The organism is Rhizobium sp. NZLR11 (genome assembly GCF_019685115.1).
Classification (GTDB): Bacteria; Pseudomonadota; Alphaproteobacteria; order Rhizobiales; family Rhizobiaceae; genus Rhizobium.
Window position 1 is genome coordinate 107,766 of sequence record NZ_JABDWD010000008.1, and the last position, 22,077, is coordinate 129,842.

22 protein-coding genes are annotated in these 22,077 nt (G+C 61.7%); 13 read left to right on the forward strand and 9 right to left on the reverse strand.

Features of this window, described 5'->3' with window-relative positions; translation table 11 throughout:
* Positions 1 to 11: 11 nt before the first annotated feature.
* On the reverse strand, positions 12 to 1,130 hold the full coding sequence (gene dnaN / locus HJB83_RS15985) for a DNA polymerase III subunit beta (RefSeq protein ID WP_207582589.1): 1,119 nt from the start codon (positions 1,128 to 1,130) through the stop codon (positions 12 to 14).
* 247 nt (positions 1,131 to 1,377) lie between these two features.
* Between dnaN and rsmI the strand changes: the two genes are divergently transcribed.
* From rsmI to HJB83_RS16000, 3 genes are all read left to right on the forward strand, one after another.
* Entirely contained in the window at positions 1,378 to 2,295 is a 918-nt protein-coding gene (gene rsmI, locus HJB83_RS15990) for a 16S rRNA (cytidine(1402)-2'-O)-methyltransferase (RefSeq protein WP_221116690.1), read from the forward strand.
* On the forward strand, positions 2,285 to 2,653 hold the full coding sequence (locus HJB83_RS15995) for a YraN family protein (RefSeq protein WP_207582591.1): 369 nt from the start codon (positions 2,285 to 2,287) through the stop codon (positions 2,651 to 2,653). Before rsmI ends, HJB83_RS15995 begins: the two co-directional genes overlap by 11 nt.
* A 176-nt stretch (positions 2,654 to 2,829) precedes the next feature.
* Positions 2,830 to 3,333: a cupin domain-containing protein gene (locus HJB83_RS16000; RefSeq protein ID WP_207582592.1), complete on the forward strand. Its 504-nt coding sequence runs from the start codon at positions 2,830 to 2,832 to the stop codon at positions 3,331 to 3,333.
* Positions 3,334 to 3,353: 20 nt separating this feature from the next.
* Here HJB83_RS16000 and HJB83_RS16005 read toward each other — a convergent pair whose 3' ends face one another.
* A complete protein-coding gene (locus HJB83_RS16005; protein WP_207582593.1) occupies positions 3,354 to 4,364 on the reverse strand; it encodes a LacI family DNA-binding transcriptional regulator in 1,011 nt (336 codons plus the stop codon).
* Positions 4,365 to 4,700: 336 nt separating this feature from the next.
* Between HJB83_RS16005 and HJB83_RS16010 the strand changes: the two genes are divergently transcribed.
* The 6 genes from HJB83_RS16010 to HJB83_RS16035 all read left to right on the forward strand — a co-directional run bounded on the left by HJB83_RS16010 (position 4,701) and on the right by HJB83_RS16035 (position 12,000).
* Positions 4,701 to 5,684: a sugar ABC transporter substrate-binding protein gene (locus tag HJB83_RS16010; RefSeq protein WP_207582594.1), complete on the forward strand. Its 984-nt coding sequence runs from the start codon at positions 4,701 to 4,703 to the stop codon at positions 5,682 to 5,684.
* 281 nt (positions 5,685 to 5,965) lie between these two features.
* Positions 5,966 to 7,486 (forward strand): sugar ABC transporter ATP-binding protein, encoded by a 1,521-nt coding sequence (locus tag HJB83_RS16015; protein ID WP_207582595.1) that lies wholly within the window; start codon positions 5,966 to 5,968, stop codon positions 7,484 to 7,486.
* On the forward strand, positions 7,470 to 8,498 hold the full coding sequence (locus HJB83_RS16020) for an ABC transporter permease (RefSeq protein ID WP_207582596.1): 1,029 nt from the start codon (positions 7,470 to 7,472) through the stop codon (positions 8,496 to 8,498). Before HJB83_RS16015 ends, HJB83_RS16020 begins: the two co-directional genes overlap by 17 nt.
* A gap of 62 nt (positions 8,499 to 8,560) precedes the next feature.
* Positions 8,561 to 9,508 carry a glutathione synthase gene (gshB, locus tag HJB83_RS16025; RefSeq protein ID WP_207582597.1) on the forward strand — a complete coding sequence of 316 codons (948 nt, stop codon included), beginning with the start codon at positions 8,561 to 8,563 and terminating at the stop codon, positions 9,506 to 9,508.
* Between the two features lie 176 nt (positions 9,509 to 9,684).
* Positions 9,685 to 11,217, forward strand: coding sequence for a YifB family Mg chelatase-like AAA ATPase (locus HJB83_RS16030; RefSeq protein ID WP_221132397.1), 1,533 nt, complete (start codon positions 9,685 to 9,687; stop codon positions 11,215 to 11,217).
* Between the two features lie 171 nt (positions 11,218 to 11,388).
* Positions 11,389 to 12,000: a hypothetical protein gene (locus HJB83_RS16035; RefSeq protein ID WP_221132398.1), complete on the forward strand. Its 612-nt coding sequence runs from the start codon at positions 11,389 to 11,391 to the stop codon at positions 11,998 to 12,000.
* Positions 12,001 to 12,531: 531 nt separating this feature from the next.
* Here HJB83_RS16035 and cysK read toward each other — a convergent pair.
* Together cysK and HJB83_RS16045 are read right to left on the reverse strand one after the other, a co-directional pair.
* A complete protein-coding gene (gene cysK / locus HJB83_RS16040) occupies positions 12,532 to 13,494 on the reverse strand; it encodes a cysteine synthase A (protein ID WP_221132399.1) in 963 nt (320 codons plus the stop codon).
* Positions 13,495 to 13,638: 144 nt separating this feature from the next.
* Entirely contained in the window at positions 13,639 to 14,256 is a 618-nt protein-coding gene (locus HJB83_RS16045; RefSeq protein ID WP_221116695.1) for a LysE family translocator, read from the reverse strand.
* Between the two features lie 234 nt (positions 14,257 to 14,490).
* Between HJB83_RS16045 and HJB83_RS16050 the strand changes: the two genes are divergently transcribed.
* Entirely contained in the window at positions 14,491 to 15,009 is a 519-nt protein-coding gene (locus HJB83_RS16050) for a Dps family protein (protein WP_221132400.1), read from the forward strand.
* A gap of 93 nt (positions 15,010 to 15,102) precedes the next feature.
* Here HJB83_RS16050 and HJB83_RS16055 read toward each other — a convergent pair whose 3' ends face one another.
* Positions 15,103 to 16,017 carry a DMT family transporter gene (locus HJB83_RS16055; RefSeq protein ID WP_221132401.1) on the reverse strand — a complete coding sequence of 305 codons (915 nt, stop codon included), beginning with the start codon at positions 16,015 to 16,017 and terminating at the stop codon, positions 15,103 to 15,105.
* A 97-nt stretch (positions 16,018 to 16,114) separates the two neighbouring features.
* Between HJB83_RS16055 and HJB83_RS16060 the strand changes: the two genes are divergently transcribed.
* Positions 16,115 to 16,579, forward strand: a complete 465-nt coding sequence (locus HJB83_RS16060; protein ID WP_221132402.1) for an Lrp/AsnC family transcriptional regulator — start codon at positions 16,115 to 16,117, stop codon at positions 16,577 to 16,579.
* Positions 16,580 to 16,724: 145 nt separating this feature from the next.
* Here the strand turns inward: HJB83_RS16060 and HJB83_RS16065 are convergent, their stop codons facing one another.
* Both HJB83_RS16065 and dut read right to left on the reverse strand, forming a co-directional pair.
* Positions 16,725 to 17,624 (reverse strand): GNAT family N-acetyltransferase, encoded by a 900-nt coding sequence (locus tag HJB83_RS16065; protein WP_221116698.1) that lies wholly within the window; start codon positions 17,622 to 17,624, stop codon positions 16,725 to 16,727.
* Positions 17,624 to 18,094, reverse strand: coding sequence for a dUTP diphosphatase (gene dut, locus HJB83_RS16070; RefSeq protein WP_207582604.1), 471 nt, complete (start codon positions 18,092 to 18,094; stop codon positions 17,624 to 17,626). Before dut ends, HJB83_RS16065 begins: the two co-directional genes overlap by 1 nt.
* Before the next feature lie 90 nt (positions 18,095 to 18,184).
* Here dut and HJB83_RS16075 point away from each other — a divergent pair, with 90 nt between their 5' ends.
* Entirely contained in the window at positions 18,185 to 19,768 is a 1,584-nt protein-coding gene (locus HJB83_RS16075) for a peptide chain release factor 3 (RefSeq protein WP_207582605.1), read from the forward strand.
* Between the two features lie 7 nt (positions 19,769 to 19,775).
* Here HJB83_RS16075 and HJB83_RS16080 read toward each other — a convergent pair whose 3' ends face one another.
* Positions 19,776 to 20,669 carry a LysR substrate-binding domain-containing protein gene (locus HJB83_RS16080; RefSeq protein ID WP_207582606.1) on the reverse strand — a complete coding sequence of 298 codons (894 nt, stop codon included), beginning with the start codon at positions 20,667 to 20,669 and terminating at the stop codon, positions 19,776 to 19,778.
* Positions 20,670 to 20,783: 114 nt separating this feature from the next.
* On the opposite strand from HJB83_RS16080, the gene HJB83_RS16085 reads away from it, so the two are divergent.
* The gene (locus tag HJB83_RS16085; RefSeq protein WP_221116699.1) at positions 20,784 to 21,491 is read left to right on the forward strand and encodes a glutathione S-transferase family protein; all 708 of its coding nucleotides are present in this window, start codon (positions 20,784 to 20,786) and stop codon (positions 21,489 to 21,491) included.
* Between the two features lie 56 nt (positions 21,492 to 21,547).
* On the opposite strand, the gene HJB83_RS16090 is transcribed toward HJB83_RS16085, so the two are convergent.
* A complete protein-coding gene (locus HJB83_RS16090; RefSeq protein WP_207582608.1) occupies positions 21,548 to 21,967 on the reverse strand; it encodes a GFA family protein in 420 nt (139 codons plus the stop codon).
* Positions 21,968 to 22,077 lie beyond the last annotated feature (110 nt).

Consider the following 22,077-nt stretch of genomic DNA (forward strand, 5'->3'; position numbering starts at 1 on the left):
CTTCGTTCCCGTCAGACGCGCATCGGCATCAGCACGTAGAGCGCATCGTCGCCTGCCGTGTCGCGGATCAGCGTCGGCGAGCCGGCATCGGCCAGCAGGAAGATCGCCTCTTCGCCGGAAAGCTGCGCGGTAATGTCGAGCAGGTATTTGGCATTGAAGCCGATTTCCATCGCATCCGTGTCGTAGCCGACGGCGACTTCCTCGGTCGCACTGCCGGAATCCGGATTGTTGACGGTCAGCGTCAACTGCCCCTCGGAAAGCGCCAGCTTCACGGCGCGGCCGCGTTCGGACGAGATGGTCGAGACGCGGTCGACGGCCTGGGCGAAGGTCGTGCAGTCGACGCGCATTTCCTTGTCGTTGCCCGTCGGGATGACCCGCTGGTAGTCCGGGAAGGTGCCGTCGATCAGTTTTGAGGTCATGACGATCGAGCCGATTGTCAGGCGGATCTTGGCGTCGGAGACCTCGACGGTCACCATCACTTCAGGATTGTCGACCAGCTTCTGCAGTTCGCCGACCGTCTTGCGCGGAATGATGATGCCGGGCATGCCTTCGGAGCCGGAGGGCGCATCGACATCGGCGCGCGCCAGCCGGTGGCCGTCGGTGGCGACCGCCCTGAGCTTCAGGTCGCCCTTGCTCTCGATCGTATGGAAGAAAATGCCGTTGAGATAATAGCGGGTCTCCTCAGTCGAGATCGCGAACTGGGTGCGGTCGATCAGCATTTTCAGATCGGCCGCCTTCAGCTTGAAGGAATGCGTGAAGGTGCCGGCGGTCAGATCCGGGAAGTCCGATTGCGGCAGGCACTGCAGCGAGAATTTCGAGCGGCCGGACTGCACGGTCATCGAGCCGCCGTCGGCGCTGGTCGCCAGCAGCACTTCCGATCCGTCGGAAAGTTTGCGCACGATATCGTAGAGAAGATGGGCGGGAACGGTGGTGGCGCCGGCCTGCTCGACGCTTGCCGGCGTCGCCTCGGTAATCTCGAGGTCGAGGTCGGTCGCCTTCATGTCAAGGTTCTGGCCATCGGCCTTCAGCAATACGTTGGACAGGATCGGGATCGTGTTGCGACGTTCGACCACGCGGTGCACGTGGTTCAGCGATTTCAACAGGTTTGACCGCTCAATAGTAATACGCATGGGATGCTACCGCTTTCGACCGTGACTGTCCGGGCGCATCGAGCACCCGAAGAATGCTTTCCCGGCCTGGGCCGGGTGAGTGGACGGGCAAAATGGCAGACTTCAGCATCGGTTTGCAAGAGGCATGGAGGGCCAGGCGCCTGCATTTGCGGTTTTCCAGCGCAATGCGCACAGAAATCCGAACCCTTGCCGAAGCTGCGCCGCTCGCCCATAAAGGCGCGATGACGGCGGGACGAAAGCAAATGGCATGAATGAGGAAACGACAGAGCAGGCCGCCAACCGGCGAAGCTTCCGCCTGCACAATATGGCGGTGCCGGCGCGGCCGCTGGAACCGGCGCTCTATCTGGTCGCCACGCCGATCGGCAATCTCGGCGACATCACGCTGCGGGCGCTGGAAACGCTGGCCGGCGCCGATGTGCTTGCCTGCGAGGATACGCGCGTCACCCGCGTTCTGCTTGACCGCTATGGCATCCAGAACCGTCCCTTCGCCTATCACGAATACAATGCCGATGAGGCCGGCCCGCGGCTCATCCAGGCGCTGGAGGCCGGCCGCTCGGTGGCGCTGGTGTCGGATGCCGGCACGCCGCTGGTCTCCGACCCGGGCTATCGGCTGGCGCAGCAGGCGATCACGGCAGGTCACCGCGTCATCCCCATTCCCGGCGCCTCGGCACCGCTTGCAGCCCTTGTCGGCTCCGGCCTGCCGAACGATGCCTTTTTGTTTGCCGGTTTCCTGCCGGTCAAGGACAAGGCCCGCCGCGATCGTCTTGGCGAATTAGCCGCAGCCCCGGCAACGCTGATCTTCTTTGAATCGCCGCACCGTATCGGCGCCACGCTTCTGGCCGCCGCCGATGTGCTGGGCAGCACCCGGCCTGCCTCCGTCTGCCGTGAACTGACCAAGACCTATGAGGAATTCCGCCGCGGCACGCTTGGTGAGCTTGCCGCGCATTATCAGCAGGTGGAAAACGTCAAGGGCGAGATCGTCCTCGTCGTCGGCCCGCCCGAGCCTGTGGAAACGCCGGAGGCCGATGTCGAAGCCGTGCTGGCCGATCTCGTCAAGACCATGCCGACGGCCAAGGCGGCGACCGAGGCGGCCCGTCTCACTGGCCTGCCGCGCAAGGTGCTCTACCAGCGCCTGCTGGAGCTGAAGGGCGCCGATGGGCGATAACGACCTCACCGCCATAAGAAGAAAAGCGCTGCGCCGGGGGCTGATGTCGGAATATGTCGCCGCTCTCTTTCTGATGCTGAAGGGTTACCGCATCCTGGCGCTGCGCCACCGCACCCGGTTCGGCGAGATCGACATTATCGCCCGCAAAGGCGATCTCGCTGTCTTCGTCGAGGTCAAGGCCCGCCATGGCGAAGCCGCAGCCGTCGACGCCGTCTCTGTCTCTGCCCAAAAACGGATACGAGCGGCAAGCGATCTCTGGCTCGCCCGCCAGGCGGATCAGGCCCGTCTTTCCCAGCGCTATGATATCGTCGCGGTCACGCCCGGCCGGCTGCCGCGGCACTTTCAAGACGCTTTCTAATGCATGTCGCCCGGAAGTGTGCAGCGGTTCCGGGACAACGACATGCATAAAAACAAAGGGCTTTAGCCCGCCTTTCAAGATCGCCGTCCCAATCGTTAAACTTTTAGTCCCCGCGTGAACCAGGTTCTTACGACTCTCTGCTACCCCCTCGGTAGGGATAACAATTGGGGTTGTTCATGGCCTGGAAGCTGATGCTTGCAAGTGCGGTCGCCATGGCGGCGCGCTCGGTGCCTTATGCCGTGGCGAAGCCGGCGGGGAAATCTTTCGTCGCGCATGCAAGCGACCTGCTGCCGCTGAAGCCTTCGCCGATCAATCCGGACTGGATCGTCAGCGGCAATCCGCAGGCCCGCACCGCCGAACATTCGCGCGGCCATGACGAGGCCTCGCTGACGGCGATCTGGGACTGCACCGCCGGCGAATTCCGCTGGTATTTCGGTTGGGACGAGACCGTGATGATCCTCGAAGGCGAGGTCCATATCACCGCCGAGGACGGCACCGAACGAACGCTTTGCGCCGGCGACGTCGCGTTTTTTGCCGGCGGCACCTGGGCGAGCTGGCGGATCGACGACTATGTCCGCAAGGTCGCCTTCCTGCGCAAGCCGTTTCCGAAACCCTTGGCGATCGCCTATCGCCTCCGCAACATGCTGCGCAATAGCGGCAACCAGGGCATCGCTGCCTGAGCAGGGCCGCCGGGTGTGCGTTAATCCGGCTGGGGCGGGGCGGTGGTTTCCCCGTTTAGAACCTCGCATGCAAACAGGATCGGATTGTCGAGTTCGGGCGCGGTCTGCTTGTTCAAAAGAACGGCCACCGCAGCCGCGGCCACGTCTTGAATCGGCTGCTTCACCGTCGTCAGCCGCGGCGTCGTCATGCTGGCGAGCGGGATACCGTCGAAGCCCATGATGGAAAGGGCGGCAGGGACCGGGATTCCCAGGTCATGCGCGGCCCGCATGCAGCCGATTGCCTGCTGGTCCGAACTTGCAAAGATCGCCGTCGGCCGCTCGTTGCGGGCCCGGGCCAGAAGGTAATTCCCCGCCGAACGACCGCTCTCATAGTCGAAAGCCGCCTCGGCAATCAGGGGCGGCCCTGCCGTTTTTGCGCCGCCGTCCATCTGCTCCAATGCGTCGAGATAACCCATGAGGCGGTCATTGGCGGGGACGGAATGCCCAGGCCCTGAGATGAAGCCGATGCGGCGATGCCCAAGCTTGACAAGATGCTCGACGCCAAGGCGAACGCCATTGCGGTGATCGGCGGCAATGCCGGAATATCCTGGCATCAGACGGTCGACGACGACGATCGGCAATCCCTTCGGCAGCTTGATCGTATGGAAATCATTGCTCGGAACGAGGATGATGCCGTCGACCTTACGGCTCGTCAGCTGCTGGATGCGGTCGGCTTCCTTGGCGGCATGATCAAGGGAGGTCATGACGATGATATTGTAGCCGTGATTGGCCGCCGCTTGTTCCGCCGATTGCACGAGTTCCGAGAAGAACGGATTGGTCAGATCCGGAATGACGATGCCGATGAGGCGGCTAATCTTGCTGCGCATGCTTCGCGCCGACGGGTCCGGCATATAGCCGAGGTCTTTGATGATCCCGGTGACGCGTGCCCGCAACTCCTTGGTCACCGAGGGATGGTCGTTCAAAACCCTCGAAACGGTGCCGGTGGAAACTCCCGCAAGCGTGGCAACCTCTCTAATCCCGACCTTTGACATGACAGAAACAGTTGCCCTTCATCTTCGCCTTCGCAAGACGCCCGAGGGCGCATGACCGCAGCTTCCAGCTAATGGTCTTTGCCGCCCCAGTCAAAGGGCTGCACGTCACTCATAATGGCCGTCTCTCATAGCATGAAGGCAGTGCATCACTCAATGGAACCGGTTCATCATACACGTCACTAAAGGGAAGAAAATTGCCGCTTCTTTGAGCTGCTTGCCTCATCAAAGTCATCTTGACAATTCCTAAGGGCGTGTTACCCAGTGCGTGTTGGAAACGGTTCATTTGCCGCGGGCAACTCAGATGGAGCTGAGCCCAGAGCCGTTCGGGAGGAAAAAATGTCCAATTCTAAGCGTCAATCCGTCTTGATCAATGCGCCGCGCCGTGCGGCCTTGAGGCTCGGCCTCGCCGGCACATTGGTGCTGGCGCTGTCCTGCAGCGTGTCGCCTGCCTTTGCGGCCGAGAAGCCGAAGGTCGGCCTGATCATGAAGTCCCTGTCGAATGAGTTCTTCAAGCAGATGAAGGCCGGCGCCGACAAATATGCGGCGGAAAACAAGGACAAGTTCGACTTCAAGGCCGTCGGCATGAAGGACGAGCGTGATTTCGCCTCGCAGGTCGATGCCGTCGAGAACTTCGTCACCCAGAAATACGATATCATCGTTGTGGCGCCGGCCGATTCAAAGGCAATGGCCACGCCGCTGGCAAAGGCGGTTAAGGCCGGCGTCAAGGTCATCAACATCGACGTGCCGCTTGATGCCGGTGCCAAGAAGGCAGCCGGTATCGATCTGGCGTTCTTCGGGCCAGACAACAAGGAAGGCGCAAAGCTTGCGGGCGATGCGCTTGCCAAGGACCTCGGACCCGGCGCCAAGGTGGTCATCCTCGAGGGCAACCCCGAGGCCGACAATGGCAAGGAGCGCAAGGAAGGCTTCATGGGTTCCATCAAAACCGGCAAGCTTGAGCTTCTTGACAGCAAGACCGCCCATTGGGAGACAGAGGAAGCCAACACCGTCATGACCAATTTCCTGACGAAATATAAGGATATCAAGGGCGTCATGGCCGCCAACGACTCCATGGCCCTCGGCGTCGTCAAGGCTCTCGATGCGGCCGGCCAAGCCGGCAAGATCAAGGTTGTCGGCTTCGACAACATTCCGCCCGTTCAGCCGCTGATCAAGGATGGCAAGATGCTCGCCACCGTCGAACAGTACGGCGCGCAGATGGCGGTCATGGGCATCGACTATGGCATGCGGGAACTTGCCGGCGAAAAATTCACCGGCTGGGTCAAGACCGACGTCAAGCTCGTCACAGCAGCCGATCTGAAATAATCGGGATTACCGACGACAAGGCAAAGAGGCGCCGACTTGCTGTCGGCGCCAACGACTACCAACCGATCGACGCGTTGATCGCTCCGGAAGAGGCTTGTTTCGAGCCTCTCCGATGCGCCTTTCGTGGAGGATCGCCTAGAGCGTTTCAGCTTTTGATGGAAGCGCAGAACCGCTCTAGCTTTTTGTTTTTACGCAATTCCCGGCAAAAGCACTTCGCGCTTTGCCTGGGAAAACCGCTTCACACTTTTCCTGGAATTGCTCCAATCGTGCATGAGGTCGACGTGTCAGACGCAGCAGATGACGATATCCTGAGACTGGAAAGGATCGGCAAGCGCTTCCCCGGCGTCGTGGCCCTCAAGGATGTCTCGATGCGGATCAGCCGCGGCAAGGGGCACGTTCTCCTGGGCGAGAACGGTGCCGGAAAGTCGACGCTGATCAATCTGCTCGGCGGCGTCTTCAGGCCGGATGACGGCCATATTCTATTTGACGGCAAACCTTACCATCCCTCCTCGCCGCTGGAGGCGTTCAAGGCCGGCATCCGCGTCATTCACCAAGAACTGCACCCGCTGTCCAACCTGACGGTTGCCGAAAATCTCTTGTTTGAGCATCTGCCGCGCCGATATGGCCTGGTGAACTATAAGGCGATGAACGCCAGGGCGGCCGAACTCCTCGAAGAGGTCGGTCTCGACGTTGCCCCGACGACGCTGGCAGGCAGCCTCAGCGTCGCGCAGCTGCAACTGGTCGAGATCGCCAAGGCGCTTTGTTACGAAAGCAAGCTTCTCGTTCTCGACGAACCGACGGCAACTCTGACCTCCAAGGAGGTCGATCGCCTCTTCGAAATTCTGAAGCGCCTGAAGCGGCGTGGCGTCACCACGCTCTATATCTCACACCGGCTGGAGGAGATCTTCGACGTCGGTGACGACGTGACGGTGCTGCGCGACGGCCAGCATGTGATTACCCGTCCGCTGGCGGGATTGGCTATCCCTGACATCGTCGAGCTGATGGTCGGGCGCAAGCTTTCCGATCACGGCATTTTTAAAGGCGACAGCATCGTATCTGGCGAAGCGCTCGGCGTTTCCGGCCTGAAGGTGAACCGCAACAGCCCGGAACTGTCCTTTTCCGTCGCCAAGGGCGAAATCGTCGGCATTGCCGGCCTTGTCGGCAGCGGCCGCACCGAGGCGGTTCGGGCTCTCTTCGGCGCCGACGTCAAGGCATCCGGCGAAATCCGTCTGAATGGCGAGCTGGTCGAAATCAATTCGCCGAAGGATGCCGTTGCGGCCGGGCTGTGCCTGGCAACCGAAGACCGCAAGATGCAGGGCCTGATGCTCGACATGAGCTGCGCCCAAAACTCCACGATAACCGATCTCGCCAAGATCTCCCGCAACGGCCTGATCAGCGGCAAAGCGGAGGATGATCACGCCCAGCGCCTGGTGCGCGAGCTGCGGATCAAGACGCCCTCCATCCATCAGGCCGTCAGGACCTTTTCCGGCGGCAATCAGCAAAAGGTGGTCATCGCCAAATGGCTGTTCCGCGGCCCCAAGGTGCTGATCTTCGATGAGCCGACCCGCGGCATCGACGTCGGTGCGAAGGCCGAGATTTATGAGCTGTTGTGGAAATTTGCCGCCGAAGGAAAAGGTGTGCTGGTGGTATCTTCGGATCTGCCGGAGCTGATCGGCATTTGCCATCGCATCATCGTTTTCTCCGACGGCAAAATATCCGGCGAAATCGCTCGCGAACAATTTGACGAGAGCAGGATCCTGTCGCTCGCCTACAAGGAGTACAGTCGTGTCCGCCAACATTGAAAAACAGACCGAGGCAAAAGAGGCGCGCTTCTGGGACAAGCTTATCCGGATCTCGATGAAGGAGGCGGGCGTCGCCATCGCCCTCATTCTGATCCTGGCGTTTTTCTCGGCGACCGCGCCCTATTTCGCGACGCCGGAGAATTTCCTGAAGATCTTCGTGCAGATTGCCATCAACACCGTGCTTGCTGCGGGCATGACCTTCGTCATCCTGGTCGGCGGCATCGATCTTTCGGTCGGCTCGCTGCTTGCCCTTTGCACGGTGATCGGCGCAACGATCATGATCAATCCGATGTTTTCGCCATGGCAGGCGATTATTCTCGCTTGTCTTGCCGCGATGGGCACCGGCGCTGTGCTTGGCGCCGTCAACGGCTGGATCTGCGAGAAGTGGAAGCTTCCCTCCTTCATCGTCACGCTCGGCATGCTCAACGTCGCCAGCGGCCTGGCGCGCGTCGTCAGCGACAATTCGACTATCACCGGCCTGCCGCAGCCTTTCGTCGATTTCGGCAACCTGATCTTCTGGGGCATACTCCCATCGATCTTTTTGATTGCGGTCGTCGTCGTCCTCATCGGCTGGTTCGTGCTGCGTTATACCGTCTTCGGCCGCTTCGTCTTCGCCATCGGCACCAATGAAGAGGCCGTTCGGCTCTCGGGACATCAGCCGAAAAAATACAAGATCGCGGTCTTCACCATTTCCGGGCTGACCGCCGGCATCGCCGCCATGGTCTATCTGCTCCGCCTCAATGTCGGCAGCCCGGTTGCCGGCATCGGTTATGAGCTGAATGCCATCGCTGCCGTCATCATCGGCGGCACCAGCCTCTCGGGCGGCAAAGGCTCGATCATCGGCACGCTGGTCGGCGCCTGCATTCTGCAGGTCCTGTCGACCGGATTGCAGCTTCTCGGCGCCGACGACAATATCAAGCCGATCGTCATCGGCGCCGTCATCGTGCTTGCCGTCATTCTCGACAGCTATCGCGGCCGGCTGATGCGGATCCTCGAAACGCGAAGCCCTTGATTGGCCGTTGCGTTTGATATCTCTCCGACCTACATCTGTCCGGCATTCAGCGAGGGACGGAAATGGCCAAGATCACCAATGTAGCGGTCCAGATGGACCATGTCGCCGGCATCAATATTGCAGGTGACTCCACCTTCGCCATGAGCCTGGAAGCGCAAGTGCGCGGCTACAGGCTATTCCATTATACGCCCGAGCGCCTGAGTTTTCGCGACGGCAAGCTCTATGCCAGCGTCGAGCCGATGCTGCTGCGCGATGTCAAGGGCGATCACTTTGAACTCGGCGCGCCGGAGCGCGTCGATCTTTCGACCATGGATGTCGTGCTGCTGCGCCAGGACCCGCCCTTCGACATGGCCTATATCACTTCGACGCATCTGCTCGAGCGCATCCACCCGAAGACGCTGGTCGTCAACGATCCGGCCTGGGTGCGCAATTCGCCGGAGAAGATCTTCGTTACCGAATTCGCCGACCTGATGCCGAAGACGCTGATCACCAAGGATGCCGCCGAAATCCGCCGCTTCCGCGACGAGATGGGCGACATCATCTTGAAGCCGCTCTACGGCAATGGCGGCGCCGGTGTCTTCCATTCGACCCGCGACGACCGCAACCTATCGTCGCTGCTTGAGATGTTCGGCCAGCTTTTCCGCGAGCCCTTCATCGCCCAGCAATATCTGCCCGACGTGCGCAAGGGCGACAAACGCATCATCCTGGTCGACGGCGAATTTGCCGGCGCCATCAACCGCGTGCCGGCCGAACATGACAGCCGCTCCAACATGCATGTCGGCGGCCGCGCCGAGGCGACTGAGCTGACGCCGCGCGAACAGGAAATCTGCGACCGCATTGGCCCAGCGCTCAGAGAACGCGGCTTCCTGCTCGTTGGCATCGATGTGATCGGCGATTACATGACCGAGATCAACGTCACCTCGCCCACAGGCATCCGCGAGGTCAAGAAATTCGGCGGCGCCGATATCGCCAGTCTGCTCTGGGATGCGATCGAGCGCAAGCGCGGCTAAGCTTGGCGCGCGAGCCACCCGCGCCTGCTATGACCGGGCACAACTCCGGTCACAGTCTACATCTGACTATGTTCCCATCGTGTTCTTGTTTTATTCCTGTTTCCATGCCAGATTGCAACTGCTGGCCCGGAAGGGTTGCGGGCGGTATAAGAGTTTGCGGGCAGGGGGATGGGTTTATGGTCGCGCGTGTCAGTACGGTGGCATTTCAGGGCATCGAAGGTGTGCCGGTCGAGGTCCAGGTCATGGTCGCTCCCGGCAAAGTCGGCATGCAGATCGTCGGCCTGCCTGATAAGGCGGTGGCCGAAAGCCGCGAACGTGTGCAGGCCGCCCTTCACGCCTCCGGCCTGGCGCTGCCGGCCAAGCGGGTGACCGTCAACCTGGCGCCGGCCGATCTGCCGAAAGAAGGCTCACATTTCGACCTGCCGATCGCGCTGGCGCTGATGGCGGCGCTCGGCGCCATCCCTGCCGATGCGCTGGCGGAGTATGTCGTCGTTGGTGAACTCAACCTCGACGGCACGATTGCCGCCATATCGGGCGCGCTGCCGGCGGCGATCGGCGCCAATGGGCTCGGCAAGGGGCTGATCTGCCCGGCCGAAAGCGGCGCCGAAGCCGCCTGGGCCGGCGCCGAGGTCAATATTCTCGCACCCCGCAGCCTGATTGCCCTTGCCAATCATTTCCGCGGCACGCAGGTGCTCACCCGACCGGAGGCATCGATCCGTGCCAATGCCGCCAACCTGCCGGACCTTGCCGAGATCAAGGGCCAGGAAAGCGCCAAGCGGGCGCTCGAGGTAGCAGCCGCCGGCGGCCATAATCTCTTGATGGTCGGCCCTCCCGGTTCCGGCAAGTCGATGCTGGCGTCAAGACTGCCGTCGATCCTGCCGCCGCTCTCGCCCGCCGAGCTGCTCGAGGTTTCGATGGTCCATTCGATCGCCGGCCAGCTCTCCGGCGGCAAGCTTTCCGACCGCCGGCCTTTTCGCACGCCGCACCATTCCGCCACCATGGCCGCCCTCGTCGGCGGCGGCATCCGCGCCCGGCCGGGCGAGGCCTCGCTTGCCCATCACGGTGTGCTCTTCCTCGACGAGTTTCCCGAATTTACCCCGCAGGCGTTAGATGCGCTGCGCCAGCCGCTCGAAGGCGGCGAATGCGTCATCGCCCGCGCCAATCACCGCGTCTCCTATCCGGCGAAATTCCAGCTGATCGCAGCGATGAACCCCTGCCGATGCGGCATGGCCGGCGAGCCCGGCCATACTTGCGCCCGTGGCCCGCGCTGCATGAGCGATTATCAGGCCCGCATCTCCGGCCCGCTGATGGACCGCATCGATATCCGCATCGACGTGCCGGCCGTCTCCGCCGCTGATCTGATCCGGCCGATGGCCGCTGAGGCCAGCGCCGACGTCGCCCGCCGCGTCGCCCGCGCCCGCGAACTCCAGCAGCAGCGTTTCGAGGCCGCCGGCGCCAAGGGCATCGGCACCAATGCCCGCTGCTCCACCGCGATGATCGAGAAACTCGCCGAACCCGACGCCGGCGGCCTGCAGCTCTTACGCGACGCCGCCGAAAAAATGAAATTCTCCGCCCGCGGCTACCACCGCGTCCTCAAGGTCGCCCGCACCCTCGCCGACCTTGACGGTAAACCGACGGTCGGCCGAATGCATCTGGCTGAGGCGATCTCTTACAGGATTGCGGGTGAGAGGCTGACGGCTGCGGCGTAGAAAACGCAGAGATATCTCTTTCTGCTCCGAAGACGCTTGTAGGCTCAATGTTATAAAACGGCGATACTGACAACCCAAAGTATTTGTGGGACCGCGCTAAATTCCAAACGGGTTTCTATGGCGCCTACACGTGATACGAGCGATACTTCCCACTGTAACGGGATTCGCTCAGTGGCAGATGGCATTAGCGGCTGGTTTCTCAGCCTTGTTCAACAAGCTAAGGTTTTCAATTCGGTAACCGGGTCGTTCCTCACAGGAGTTGGCGCGATTGGCATGATAGCGACCAATCTAGCAAGGGAACCTCCGGCTCCGATTTGGCATTGGGACAGTGTTTACGGACCTTGTTTCGCCGCTGGCGCGGTCATGATAGCCGTATGGGAGGCGAGCAAACTTCAAATTCGGCTGAAACGGGAATCAGAGAACGCAGCAAAACGAAACGCAGAGGAATTATCGCGAGTGGAAGCCGCCCGGAAGTACACGGCGACCGCCATAGCGAATGCAGCGCATTTGGAAAAATCAGAGGCCGAAGCGTTGCTGTGGTTGCTCCAGCAGGAGACACGGCGCTTCCGTGCATCATCACGCAATTTTATACTAACCAGCCTGCTATTAAAGCAGATCGTTCGCGACACCAAATTCGAAGAGGACCTGTATTCTAACGATATTTTTCTGGTCGAGCCGGGTTTGTGGGAGCAGCGGGACGCAATTGCGGATCGGCTTAATAAGAATGGGATAAAAGCTCCATCAGATAACATCCTGTCGCACAGGCCTAGTTGGATGGCTTAAATAGCTATGCTTGCCGATATTCAGACTGATGCTATTTCCGAAATAGTGCCGTTTATTACATCTCTTAGATGTTGCTCCTGACAAACTCGAGGATTCGGTGGGTACGAACCTGCCGGCTGCCCGCCCCATGCCGAGGCCCTGATACCGGAAGATTCCGCTCACCTTCACACTGAAGTTAGTAACGGCTTTCATTTGAACAGAAACGTACCGATCGGCCACCAGTCGCGATGACATCCTTTTTCTGCGTCAGGCCATCGTCACGCTCGATTGTAAAAATCTGCCAATACGGACAGCGGTTGCTTGGTGCCGCCGAAGACGTGAAATTCTCCGCCTGCGGTTGTCGCCGCCTGTGGAAGGCCGCCCATACGCTCGCCCATCTCGACATGCAGCCCCGTTCATCTCGCCGAAGCGATCTCCTACGACATTGCTGACGAACGCCTTGACGGTCGCGGCGTAACGAGACGGGGCGCCAAAGCGCCCCGATACTCTGCAAAGACGGATGACAGGAAAAGCCGCCGGCCGAGCCCAGTCTCAGTTCCCAAGCCCCTCAAACAACGCCGTCGAAAGATAACGCTCCGCGAAGGACGGAATAATGATGACGATGTTCTTGCCGGCATTCTCCGGACGGCTGCCGACCTTGATCGCGGCGGCTAGCGCCGCACCCGAGGAGATGCCGACCGGCACGCCTTCGAGCCTTGCGACTAGGCGCGCCTGTTCGAAGGCCTCGTCATTGGTGACGGTGACGACCTCGTCATAGATGCCGGTATCGAGGATTTTTGGGGCGAAGCCGGCGCCGATGCCCTGGATCTTGTGCGGGCCGGGATTGCCGCCCGAGAGAATGGGGGAATCGGCGGGCTCGACGGCGATGATCTGGATCTCGGGCTTGCGGCTCTTCAGCACCTGGCCGACGCCGGTGATCGTGCCGCCGGTGCCGATACCGGAGATGAGGATGTCGACCGTGCCGTCGGTGTCGTTCCAGATTTCCTCGGCCGTGGTCTTCCGGTGAATCTCGGGATTATCCGGATTTTCGAACTGCTGCGGAATGATGGCGTCGGGAAGCGACCCTGCCAGTTCCTCCGCCTTGGCGATGGCGCCCTTCATGCCCTTCGGTCCCTCGGTCAGCACCAGCTCGGCGCCGAGCAGCGCCAGCATCTTGCGGCGCTCGACCGACATGGTTTCCGGCATGGTGAGGATCAGCCGATAACCCTTGGCGGCGGCGGCAAAGGCGAGCGCGATGCCGGTGTTGCCGGAGGTCGGTTCGATCAGCACTGTCTTCCCAGGGGTGATCTTGCCCTGCGCTTCCAAGCCTTCGATCATCGCCACGCCGATGCGGTCCTTGACGGAGGCGATCGGGTTGAAGAATTCGAGCTTGCCGATCAGGTTCGCCACCACGCCCTTTTCCCGCGCCAGCTTGTCGAGGCGCACGAGCGGCGTGTTGCCGATGGTCTCGGTGATCGAGGAATAGATGCGGCCGCGGCCGGGCTTGTGCGACATGGGTGCCTCCCTTTGAAATCCTGCTCCTGAAATCGAGGAGGAGAATAGGGTCAAAGGCCTGAAGAGGCCAGACCGCGTTCACCCCGGGGGAGCGGGGAGCGGAGAAAAAAACCTTTGAAAACCGGTTCTTGCCGAATGTTTATTTCAGGCGGCCCGGGTGGCGATGAAGGCTGCCGTGCCGGCCAGGATGCCGGCGGCAACCCGGTTCAGCGCCTGCAGCGCGCGCGGTCGCTTCAGCATCGTGCGGGCCCGCGAGGCCAGCAGCATATAGGGCACGAGCACGGTGATCAGCACCACGAAGGTCACCGCAAGCAGCATCGCATAGTCGCGCAAGCCGATATTGCCGATATCGATCAGCGTCGGCACCAGGGCGACATAGAACAGCATCGTCTTCGGATTGCCGAGCGTCACCAGCAGGCCGGAGAGGAAGGATAGGCCGATATTGCTGGATTTCTTCGCCGCGATGTCCTGCGGCAGCAGCCCGGTCGTCCAGAGTTTCCAGGCGATATAGCCGAGATAGAGGGCGCCGGCGATTTTGATAATGATGAACACTTCGGTGAAGGTCTGCGCGACGAAGGCCAGGCCGAGAATGACCGCTGTCAGATAGCTCATGTCGCCAAGCACCAGGCCGAGGCCCATGAAGAAGGTCTCGCGGAAATTCGAGCCGAGCGCGCGGGCGACGATCGCGGTAATCCCGGGTCCGGGGATGGCGGCTGCGATGAACAGCGCTCCGGCATAGGTGATCAGGGCGGTGAGGCTCATCTTTGATATCCACTGGATTGCGCGATCTCTCTATAGGCGCGCTTCACGCCGTCATCAATGCTTCGGCGCTGATCGGTCCATGACCATAAGGAATAGGTCTGCTGAACGATAAGCCACTTGGAAAGCGATCCGGCCTTGCTAGTTCTCTCTCTGCACGCGCGCCATCGGCACCCTTTGCGCTCCCCGAAAAGACCGATGGCGCCGTCGAGATTTTCATCACCAAGGAGAAAATGAATGTCCCCTACCTCAGCCGAGTCCCGCAGACTTTCGCCGCTCAAGACCCCTTCCACCCTGCCGACCAATGCCGTCACCGATATTTCGGCGGCGCTGACCGCACTGCTCGCCGATGTCTTCACCCTTTATATGAAAACCAAGAACTTCCACTGGCACATGTCCGGCCCGCATTTCCGCGACTATCACCTGCTGCTCGACGAACAGGCAGAGCAGATATTCGCCATGACCGACGACATTGCCGAGCGCGCCCGCAAGATCGGCGGCGTGACGCTGCGCTCCATCGGCCAGATCGCCCGCCAGCAGCGCATAACCGACAATGACGCTGATTTCGTCACGGCCGAGGACATGCTGTCGGAACTGCGCGAGGACAATGGCCAGCTCGTTTCGCTGCTGCGCCAGGTGCATGGTCTCTGCGACGAGCATAATGATGTCGCGACCGCCAGCCTGATCGAGAACTGGATCGACGAGGGTGAGCGCCGCACCTGGTTCCTGTTCGAAACGACGCGCCGCCAGAAGTAAGACCGGCAAACCGGCGTGCCGGCCATCGATGCCGGCACGCCAATGCATGTCATCCGGACGTGTGCAGCAGTTCCATGCGACGCGCTTCAGCTCTCAACTCTCCAGCGCCCGCGGCCGCAGCCATCTTGGGCTCCAGCCGAGGTTCATGCCGGCGGCGGCAAGCAGGATGATCGCCGCGCCCGCGATCTGCATCGGCTGCAGCGCGTGGCCGAAGGCCAGCCGGTCGACGAGGATCGCCGCGATCGGATAGAGGAAGGACAGGGCGCCGGTGAGATGCGTCGGCAGCCGCTGGATCGCGCCATAGAGCAGCACATACATCAGCCCGGTATGAACGACGCCGACGGTGATAAGGATCGCCCACGTCCCCACATCCGCGGGTGGATGCGAAAAGTCGGTCATCGGCGCCAGCATCAGCATGCCGGTCGCGACCTGGATTAGCGCGATAAGATGCGGCGGCGTGCCCTTCAGCCATTTCGCGGCAAGCGCTGCGAGCGCGTAGAAGAAAGCCGCGCCCAGCGCCATCAGGATACCGAGGCCGTAGCCGTCGAGCGCATCGCCGCTTCCACCTGGTTTCCCCTGCACGATCGCTATCATGCCGGCGAAGGCGAGCACCAGCCAGAACAGCTTGGTCGCGGTGATCTTTTCGCCGAGAAACAGCGCGCCGAGCACCAGCAGCATGAAGGGCTGGGTGTTGTAGACGGTCGTGGCGACCGAGATCGTCGCATGCGAGTAGGAGGCAAACAGCAGCAGCCAGTTCAAGACGATGGCGACGCCGCCGAAGACGGCGATGCCGAAGGTGTGCAGCGTGAGGATGCCGGGCCGCAGCAGCCCGAGGGCGCCGCAGATGACGAGCAGGGTGAGCGCGCCGAACAGGCAGCGCCAGAAGACCACGCCGCTGACCGGCTGGCCCGACATCACGACGAACCAGCCGATCGTCCCCGAGATCAGCATCGCTGCCGTCATTTCCGCCGTGCCTCTTCTGATGTCGCTGCTCATGATTGCCTCCATTGTTGGCATCAGAATATTGAAGTGGCCGGCAATATTATATAATGATAAGAAGGAAGATGACCGCTATTGCCTAATCATGATAGGAAAAGATGACACCATGGCTAATGATGCGCAATCGCTCGACGATACCGATCAGGCCATGCTCGAAGCCTTGGCCGGCAATGCACGTATTTCGCTGAAGGAACTGGCGCAACAGGTGGGGCTCTCTTCGCCGAGTGCTGCCGAGCGTCTGCGGCGGCTGGAGGAGCGCGGCGTCATCAAGGCCTTCACCATCGATCTCGACCCCGCCGCCGTCGGTTATCCCCTGCAGGCGATCGTCCGCGTGCGCCCGCTGCCGGGACAGCTGCACATCGTCGAGCGCATCATCCAGGAAATTCCCGAAATCGTCGAATGCGACAAGGTGACCGGGGAGGATTGTTTTATCGCTCGCCTGGTCATCCGCTCGATGGCGGAGCTCGACGGCCTGCTGGACAGGGTCGCCGAACGGGCGGAAACCAACACCGCGATGATCAAGGCCTCGCCCGTCAAGCGCCGCCTGCCGCCGCTGTCACGGAAAAAGTAAAGTCGGCGAACGAGTGCTTAAAGCGCGTCGCGATCTTTCAGATTCGCTCCTTGCGCTTTAACTCTTTGTTTTACGCATGTCGTTGCGGCAAAAGCGCTTCGCGCTTTGCCTGGGAAAACCGCTGCACACTTTTGCGCGACATGCTTTAGAAATCCGCCATCGGCGACAGCATTGCCGGAAAGTGCGGGGCCTCATCGCCGAGCCCGCGCAGCATCAGCACTGTGCCGCTTTCCACCGGCTGCGGCGTGCCCGCCCAGCCGAGCTTATCGGGACGGAAAAACACCTCGACGGCGGCCGAGGCAATGTCGAGCCCGCCGAGGATCGCGGCAAGCGCCGGGATCTCCGTCGCCACGACATCGAGAAGGCTGAAGCGGCCCGCCTCATCCATCTTCCAGGCGATCGCAGCCTGCTGGTCTTCCAGCAAGCTGACGTGAACATCGGCATTGAGCTGCGTATTGATGAGAAACATCGCGGCATTGATTGTCACCGAGAGCGAGGTCGAAACCGGGCTTCGCGCTTTCAGCAGCGATTGCAGCAGGGCAAGATCGTCGGCATTGCTCGGCGCAAGCAGCCGGGCGGGGCCGGCGAAAATCGAGGGGTCTGGTGCAACTCCCTCATATCGATACTGCGGTATCGCGCGAAAACCGTAGGCTTGGTAGAGCGACGGTTTGTCGGTGTAGAGGATGACGGCTTCAAAACCCTGCCGCTCGCACCAGTCGAGCGCTTTCACCGTCACGTCGCGGTAGAGCCCGCGGCCGCGCCATGGCGGCCGCACCGCACCCGATTGCAGCCCGGCGGCATGGACGATCCTGCCGTTGAGGACGAAGGGCAGCGCAAAGGCCGAGATATTGGCGGCAAGGACGCCCTCGGCATCGAACCAGCCGAACGGCATGCTGGTGGGATCGGGTCCGCCGAGCCGCTGCATTGGGCCGAGATCGATGCCGAAAATATCCTTGAGCAGGCAGACCAAGGCTGCCCAGCCGGCCGGGTCGCCGAAATAATCCTGCCGGAAGGTGAGGCCCGCGCTGTCGGGGGGCTTATTCATCACACGCCGGTAGAGCCGAAGCCGCCGGCGCCGCGCATTGTCTCGCTTGCCGCGGCACTCTCGGCGACCCGCGCCTGGGTCACCGGCGCGATCACCATCTGGGCGATGCGCATGCCGCGCTCGATAATGAACGGTTCGTCGCCGAGATTGGCGAGCAGCACTTTCACCTCGCCGCGATAGTCACTGTCGACGGTGCCCGGCGAATTCAGGCAGGTGATGCCGTGTTTGAAGGCAAGGCCGGAGCGCGGCCGCACCTGGCCCTCGAACCCCTCGGGGATCTCGAAGATGAAACCGGTTGGCACCAGCGCCCGTTTGCCGGGCAGCAGCGTCAGTGGTGCTGCCGCGTCGACGGCGGCGCGCAGGTCCATGCCGGCCGCCCCCTTGCTTTCATAGGCGGGCAGGTCGAGGCCTTCGCCGTTGGCCAGGCGGATGAGGTTCAGCGTCGGTCTCACATCGTGATGAATGGTCATGGCCCATTACTTTGCGCCCGGAGCGCCGAGGTCAATTGCAAAGCCGGGCTTTAATCGTTAGATACGCGGCAATTCCACAGGATTCACAGTATGGCCGAAAGTCTCGCCGAGGCGGTTTCCCGCCGCCGCACATTCGCTATTATCGCCCACCCGGACGCGGGCAAGACGACGCTCACCGAAAAGCTGCTGCTGTTCGGCGGCGCCATTCAGCTTGCCGGGGAAGTCAAGGCGAAGAAGGATCGCATACAGACGCGCTCCGACTGGATGAAGATCGAGCGCGAACGCGGCATCTCCGTCGTCACCTCGGTGATGACCTTTGAATATAACGACAATGTCTTCAACATCCTCGACACACCGGGCCACGAGGATTTCGCCGACGACACCTATCGCACGCTGACCGCCGTCGATGCCGCCGTGATGGTCATCGATGCCGCCAAGGGCATCGAGCCGCGCACGCTGAAGCTCTTCGAAGTCTGCCGCATGCGCGATATCCCGATCATCACCTTCATCAACAAGATGGACCGCGAAAGCCGCGATCCCTTCGAGATCCTCGACGAGGTGGAAGAGAAGCTGGCGCTGGATACGGCGCCGATCACCTGGCCGATCGGCCGCTCGAAGACCTTCTGCGGCTCCTACAATATTGCTGCCAACACGGTGCGCGGCTCGGATACCGAAATCGAGGGAACGCCGGTCAACGGCCCGCAGAGCGTTGCCGGCCGGCTGCCGGAAAACGAGCGCCAGGTCTTCGTCGAGGAGACGGAACTGGCGATCGAGGCCTGCCGCCCATTCGACCGCCAATCCTTCCTGGAAGGCCATATGACGCCGGTTTTCTTCGGCTCGGCGCTGCGCAATTACGGCGTTCGCGACCTGATCGACGCGCTCGGCGATTTTGCGCCGCCGCCACGCGACCAGGTCGCCGATACCAGGACGGTGCACGCGACCGACGACAAGATGACGGCCTTCGTCTTCAAGATCCAGGCCAACATGGATCCCAACCACCGCGACCGCATCGCCTTTGCCCGCATCTGCTCCGGCAAGCTCGAGCGCGGCATGAAGGCAAGGCTTGCCCGCACCGGCAAGCAGCTCGGCCTGACGGCGCCACAATTCTTCTTTGCCTCGCAGCGCCAGCTCGCCGACACCGCCTATGCCGGCGATGTCGTCGGCATTCCCAACCACGGGACGCTCCGCATCGGCGATACGCTGACCGAAGGCGAATCGCTGGTCTTCCAGGGCGTGCCGAACTTCTCGCCTGAAATCCTGCGCCGCGTGCGCCTGGAAGACGCGATGAAGGCGAAGAAGCTCAAGGAAGCCCTGCAGCAGATGGCCGAAGAAGGCGTCGTCCAGCTGTTTTCGCCGGAAGACGGTTCACCGGCGATCGTCGGCGTCGTCGGCGCCCTGCAGCTCGACGTCTTGAAGGAGCGGCTGATGGCCGAATACGGCCTGCCGGTCTCCTTCGAAACGTCGCGTTTCTCGGTCTGCCGCTGGATCTCGGCCGATCAGCCGGCCGATCTCGAAAAATTCCTCACCGTCAAACGCGGCGATATCGCCCGTGATCTCGACGGCGATCCGGTCTTCCTCGCCCAGGACGGTTTCTCGTTGCGCTACGAGTCGGAACGCCATCCGGCCATCAAGATGGTCGCCATCAAGGAATATCACGCCGCCAAGGCGGCGTGATACGGCTCTAGCCGGCAAGCCGTTCCGCCAAAAAATCGACGACGGCGCGCACCGCTGGCAGCTGGCCGCGCCGGTGCGGCATCAGGATCGTCGTCTCGATGCTGCCGGCCGTCCAGTCCGGTAGCAGCCGCACCAGCCGCATGGTCGCCAGCGCCTTCCGGCAGACCGATGTCGGCAGGCAGGTGATGCCGAGCCCGGCCGCCGCCGCTTCCATCAGCACATAGGGTTCATCCGCCGCCATCACGGACTGCAGTGTGACCAGAGCCTTTTCGCCGCTATCGCAATAGAGCCGCCATTGATTGTCGGTCAGGCTGGTCATGATCGTGGCATGTTGCGCCAGCTCTTCCGGCCTGCTCGGTTCGCCATGGGCGCGGATATAATCCGGCGACGCGAGAATGAAGAAAGGATGGCTGGCAAGCTTGCGCTGCACCAGCGCCGAATCCGGCAGCGGCGCGCGGTGACTGCGCAGCGCGATGTCGAAGCCTTCCTGGACGATATCGACGAAGCGGTCGGTCACATGAACGGAAAGCCGGAGCTTTGGATAGCGTGCCGCCAGCGCCGGCAGGTGCTCCGTCAGGGTGAACTGCGCCGTCGGCACCGAGGCGGTCAGGCGAACGCTGCCGGCCGGTTCGGCCAGATGCCGCCGCACGATGCCCTCGGCCATCTCCGCCTCGATGATCGAGGCCTGGGCGTGCTGAAAGAATTCTCGGCCGAGCTCGGTCAGCGCGAAGCTCCGTGACGTGCGCTGAATCAGCCGCACGCCAAGCCGTCCCTCCAGCTCCGCGACCCGCTTGCTGACGGTCGATTTCGGAATGCCGAGATGTCTCGCCGCGGCCGTGAAACCGCCACTGTCGACCGCCTGCACGAAGAGATGCAGGTCGTTGAGGTTGAAAAGCGCCATGACCATCTTCCAGGATTATAGACATTGGGATGCATTTATAGCCTCTACCGCAAGATCGTCCACATCTGCACATTGATCGCGTCCAAACGGGCTCAATTCTGAAAGGAACGATTGATGTCACCCATATTGTTTTACGGCGTCCCGGAAGGCTGCTCCTTCGGCTCGATCGTCGCGCTGGAATGGTCCGGCCTGCCCTACCGGCTCTGCCGCGTCGAGATGCCGGAAATGGTCTCCAGCGATGAATACCTCAGGATCAACCCAGTCGGCGAAACGCCGTCGCTGTTGCTTGAGGATGGCAGGGTCATCAGCGAAAGCATGGCGATCCTCCAGCATATCGGCGCCCGCGCAATCGGCAGCGGTCGGGGTTTTGCGCAGGGGTCGGAGGATTTCGATCGCCTGAACCAGATGCTCGCCTTTCTCAACACCAGTTTCTTCAAGGCTTTCGGCCCGCTCTGGTATGCCTTCGAACACCCGCTGGAGCCGCAGCAGAAGCAGGCGCTGGCGGCCTATGGCATCGCCGCGGTCGAAAAGGCCCATCATACGCTGGAACGTCTGCTTGATGGCCGCGAATGGCTTCTCGGCAACGGCCCGAGCCTGGCCGACGCCTATTTCGTCGGGATCGCCCGCTGGAACGATTTTCACAAGGTCGTCGACCGGCAGCAGTTTCCCGGCCTGCATCGCCTCTATGAGCGCATGCAGCAGCAGCCGGCCGTGCGTTTCGCCCAGGCGATCGAGCACCGGCAGGAGGTTAAAAGCAGTGGCGGTTTCCTCGGCGAGGTCGATCTGACCGAAGCGCTCGGCCTGTTGAAGCAGGCGGCCTGAACCCGGTGGCCATCGCATCTCAGGGTGCGATGGCCGCTGCCCGAATAGTCTGCAGCCTAAACGTCCTTGCCGCGTTGGTCCTCGCGATCGGATCGTGGCAGCGGCTCGATATTCTCCACCCAGGGCAGGGCCGACCGGCACCATATCTGTTTCCTCGGTTTGAGGTCTCGCCGCTGATCGATGCCGCCGACGCGGATGCCGATCGCGCCGCCGTCGCCATCGGTGCGATAGAGCGGCGAGCCGCAATTCGGGCAGAAGAATTGACGGCTGAGGCGGCCGCTGTCGCCATATTTGCTGTAGCTGCGCGGTTCACCTGCTATGAGCGCGAAGCTTTGCGGCCGCGCCGGTGCGGTGATGCGATAGGCGGAGCCCGTCAGCCGCTGGCAATCGGTGCAATGGCAGATCGAGACCCGCTCCGGATCGATTTCCGCCTGATAGCGGATCGCCCCGCAATGACAGCCTCCGGTGATATGCATCGGCAAGTCCTCAAAGCATGTCGCAAAAGTGTACCGCGGTTTTGCGACGAAGACATGCGGAAAAACAAAGACCTGAAGCGTGGGCCAAGCGAATCTGAATGATCGCGCCA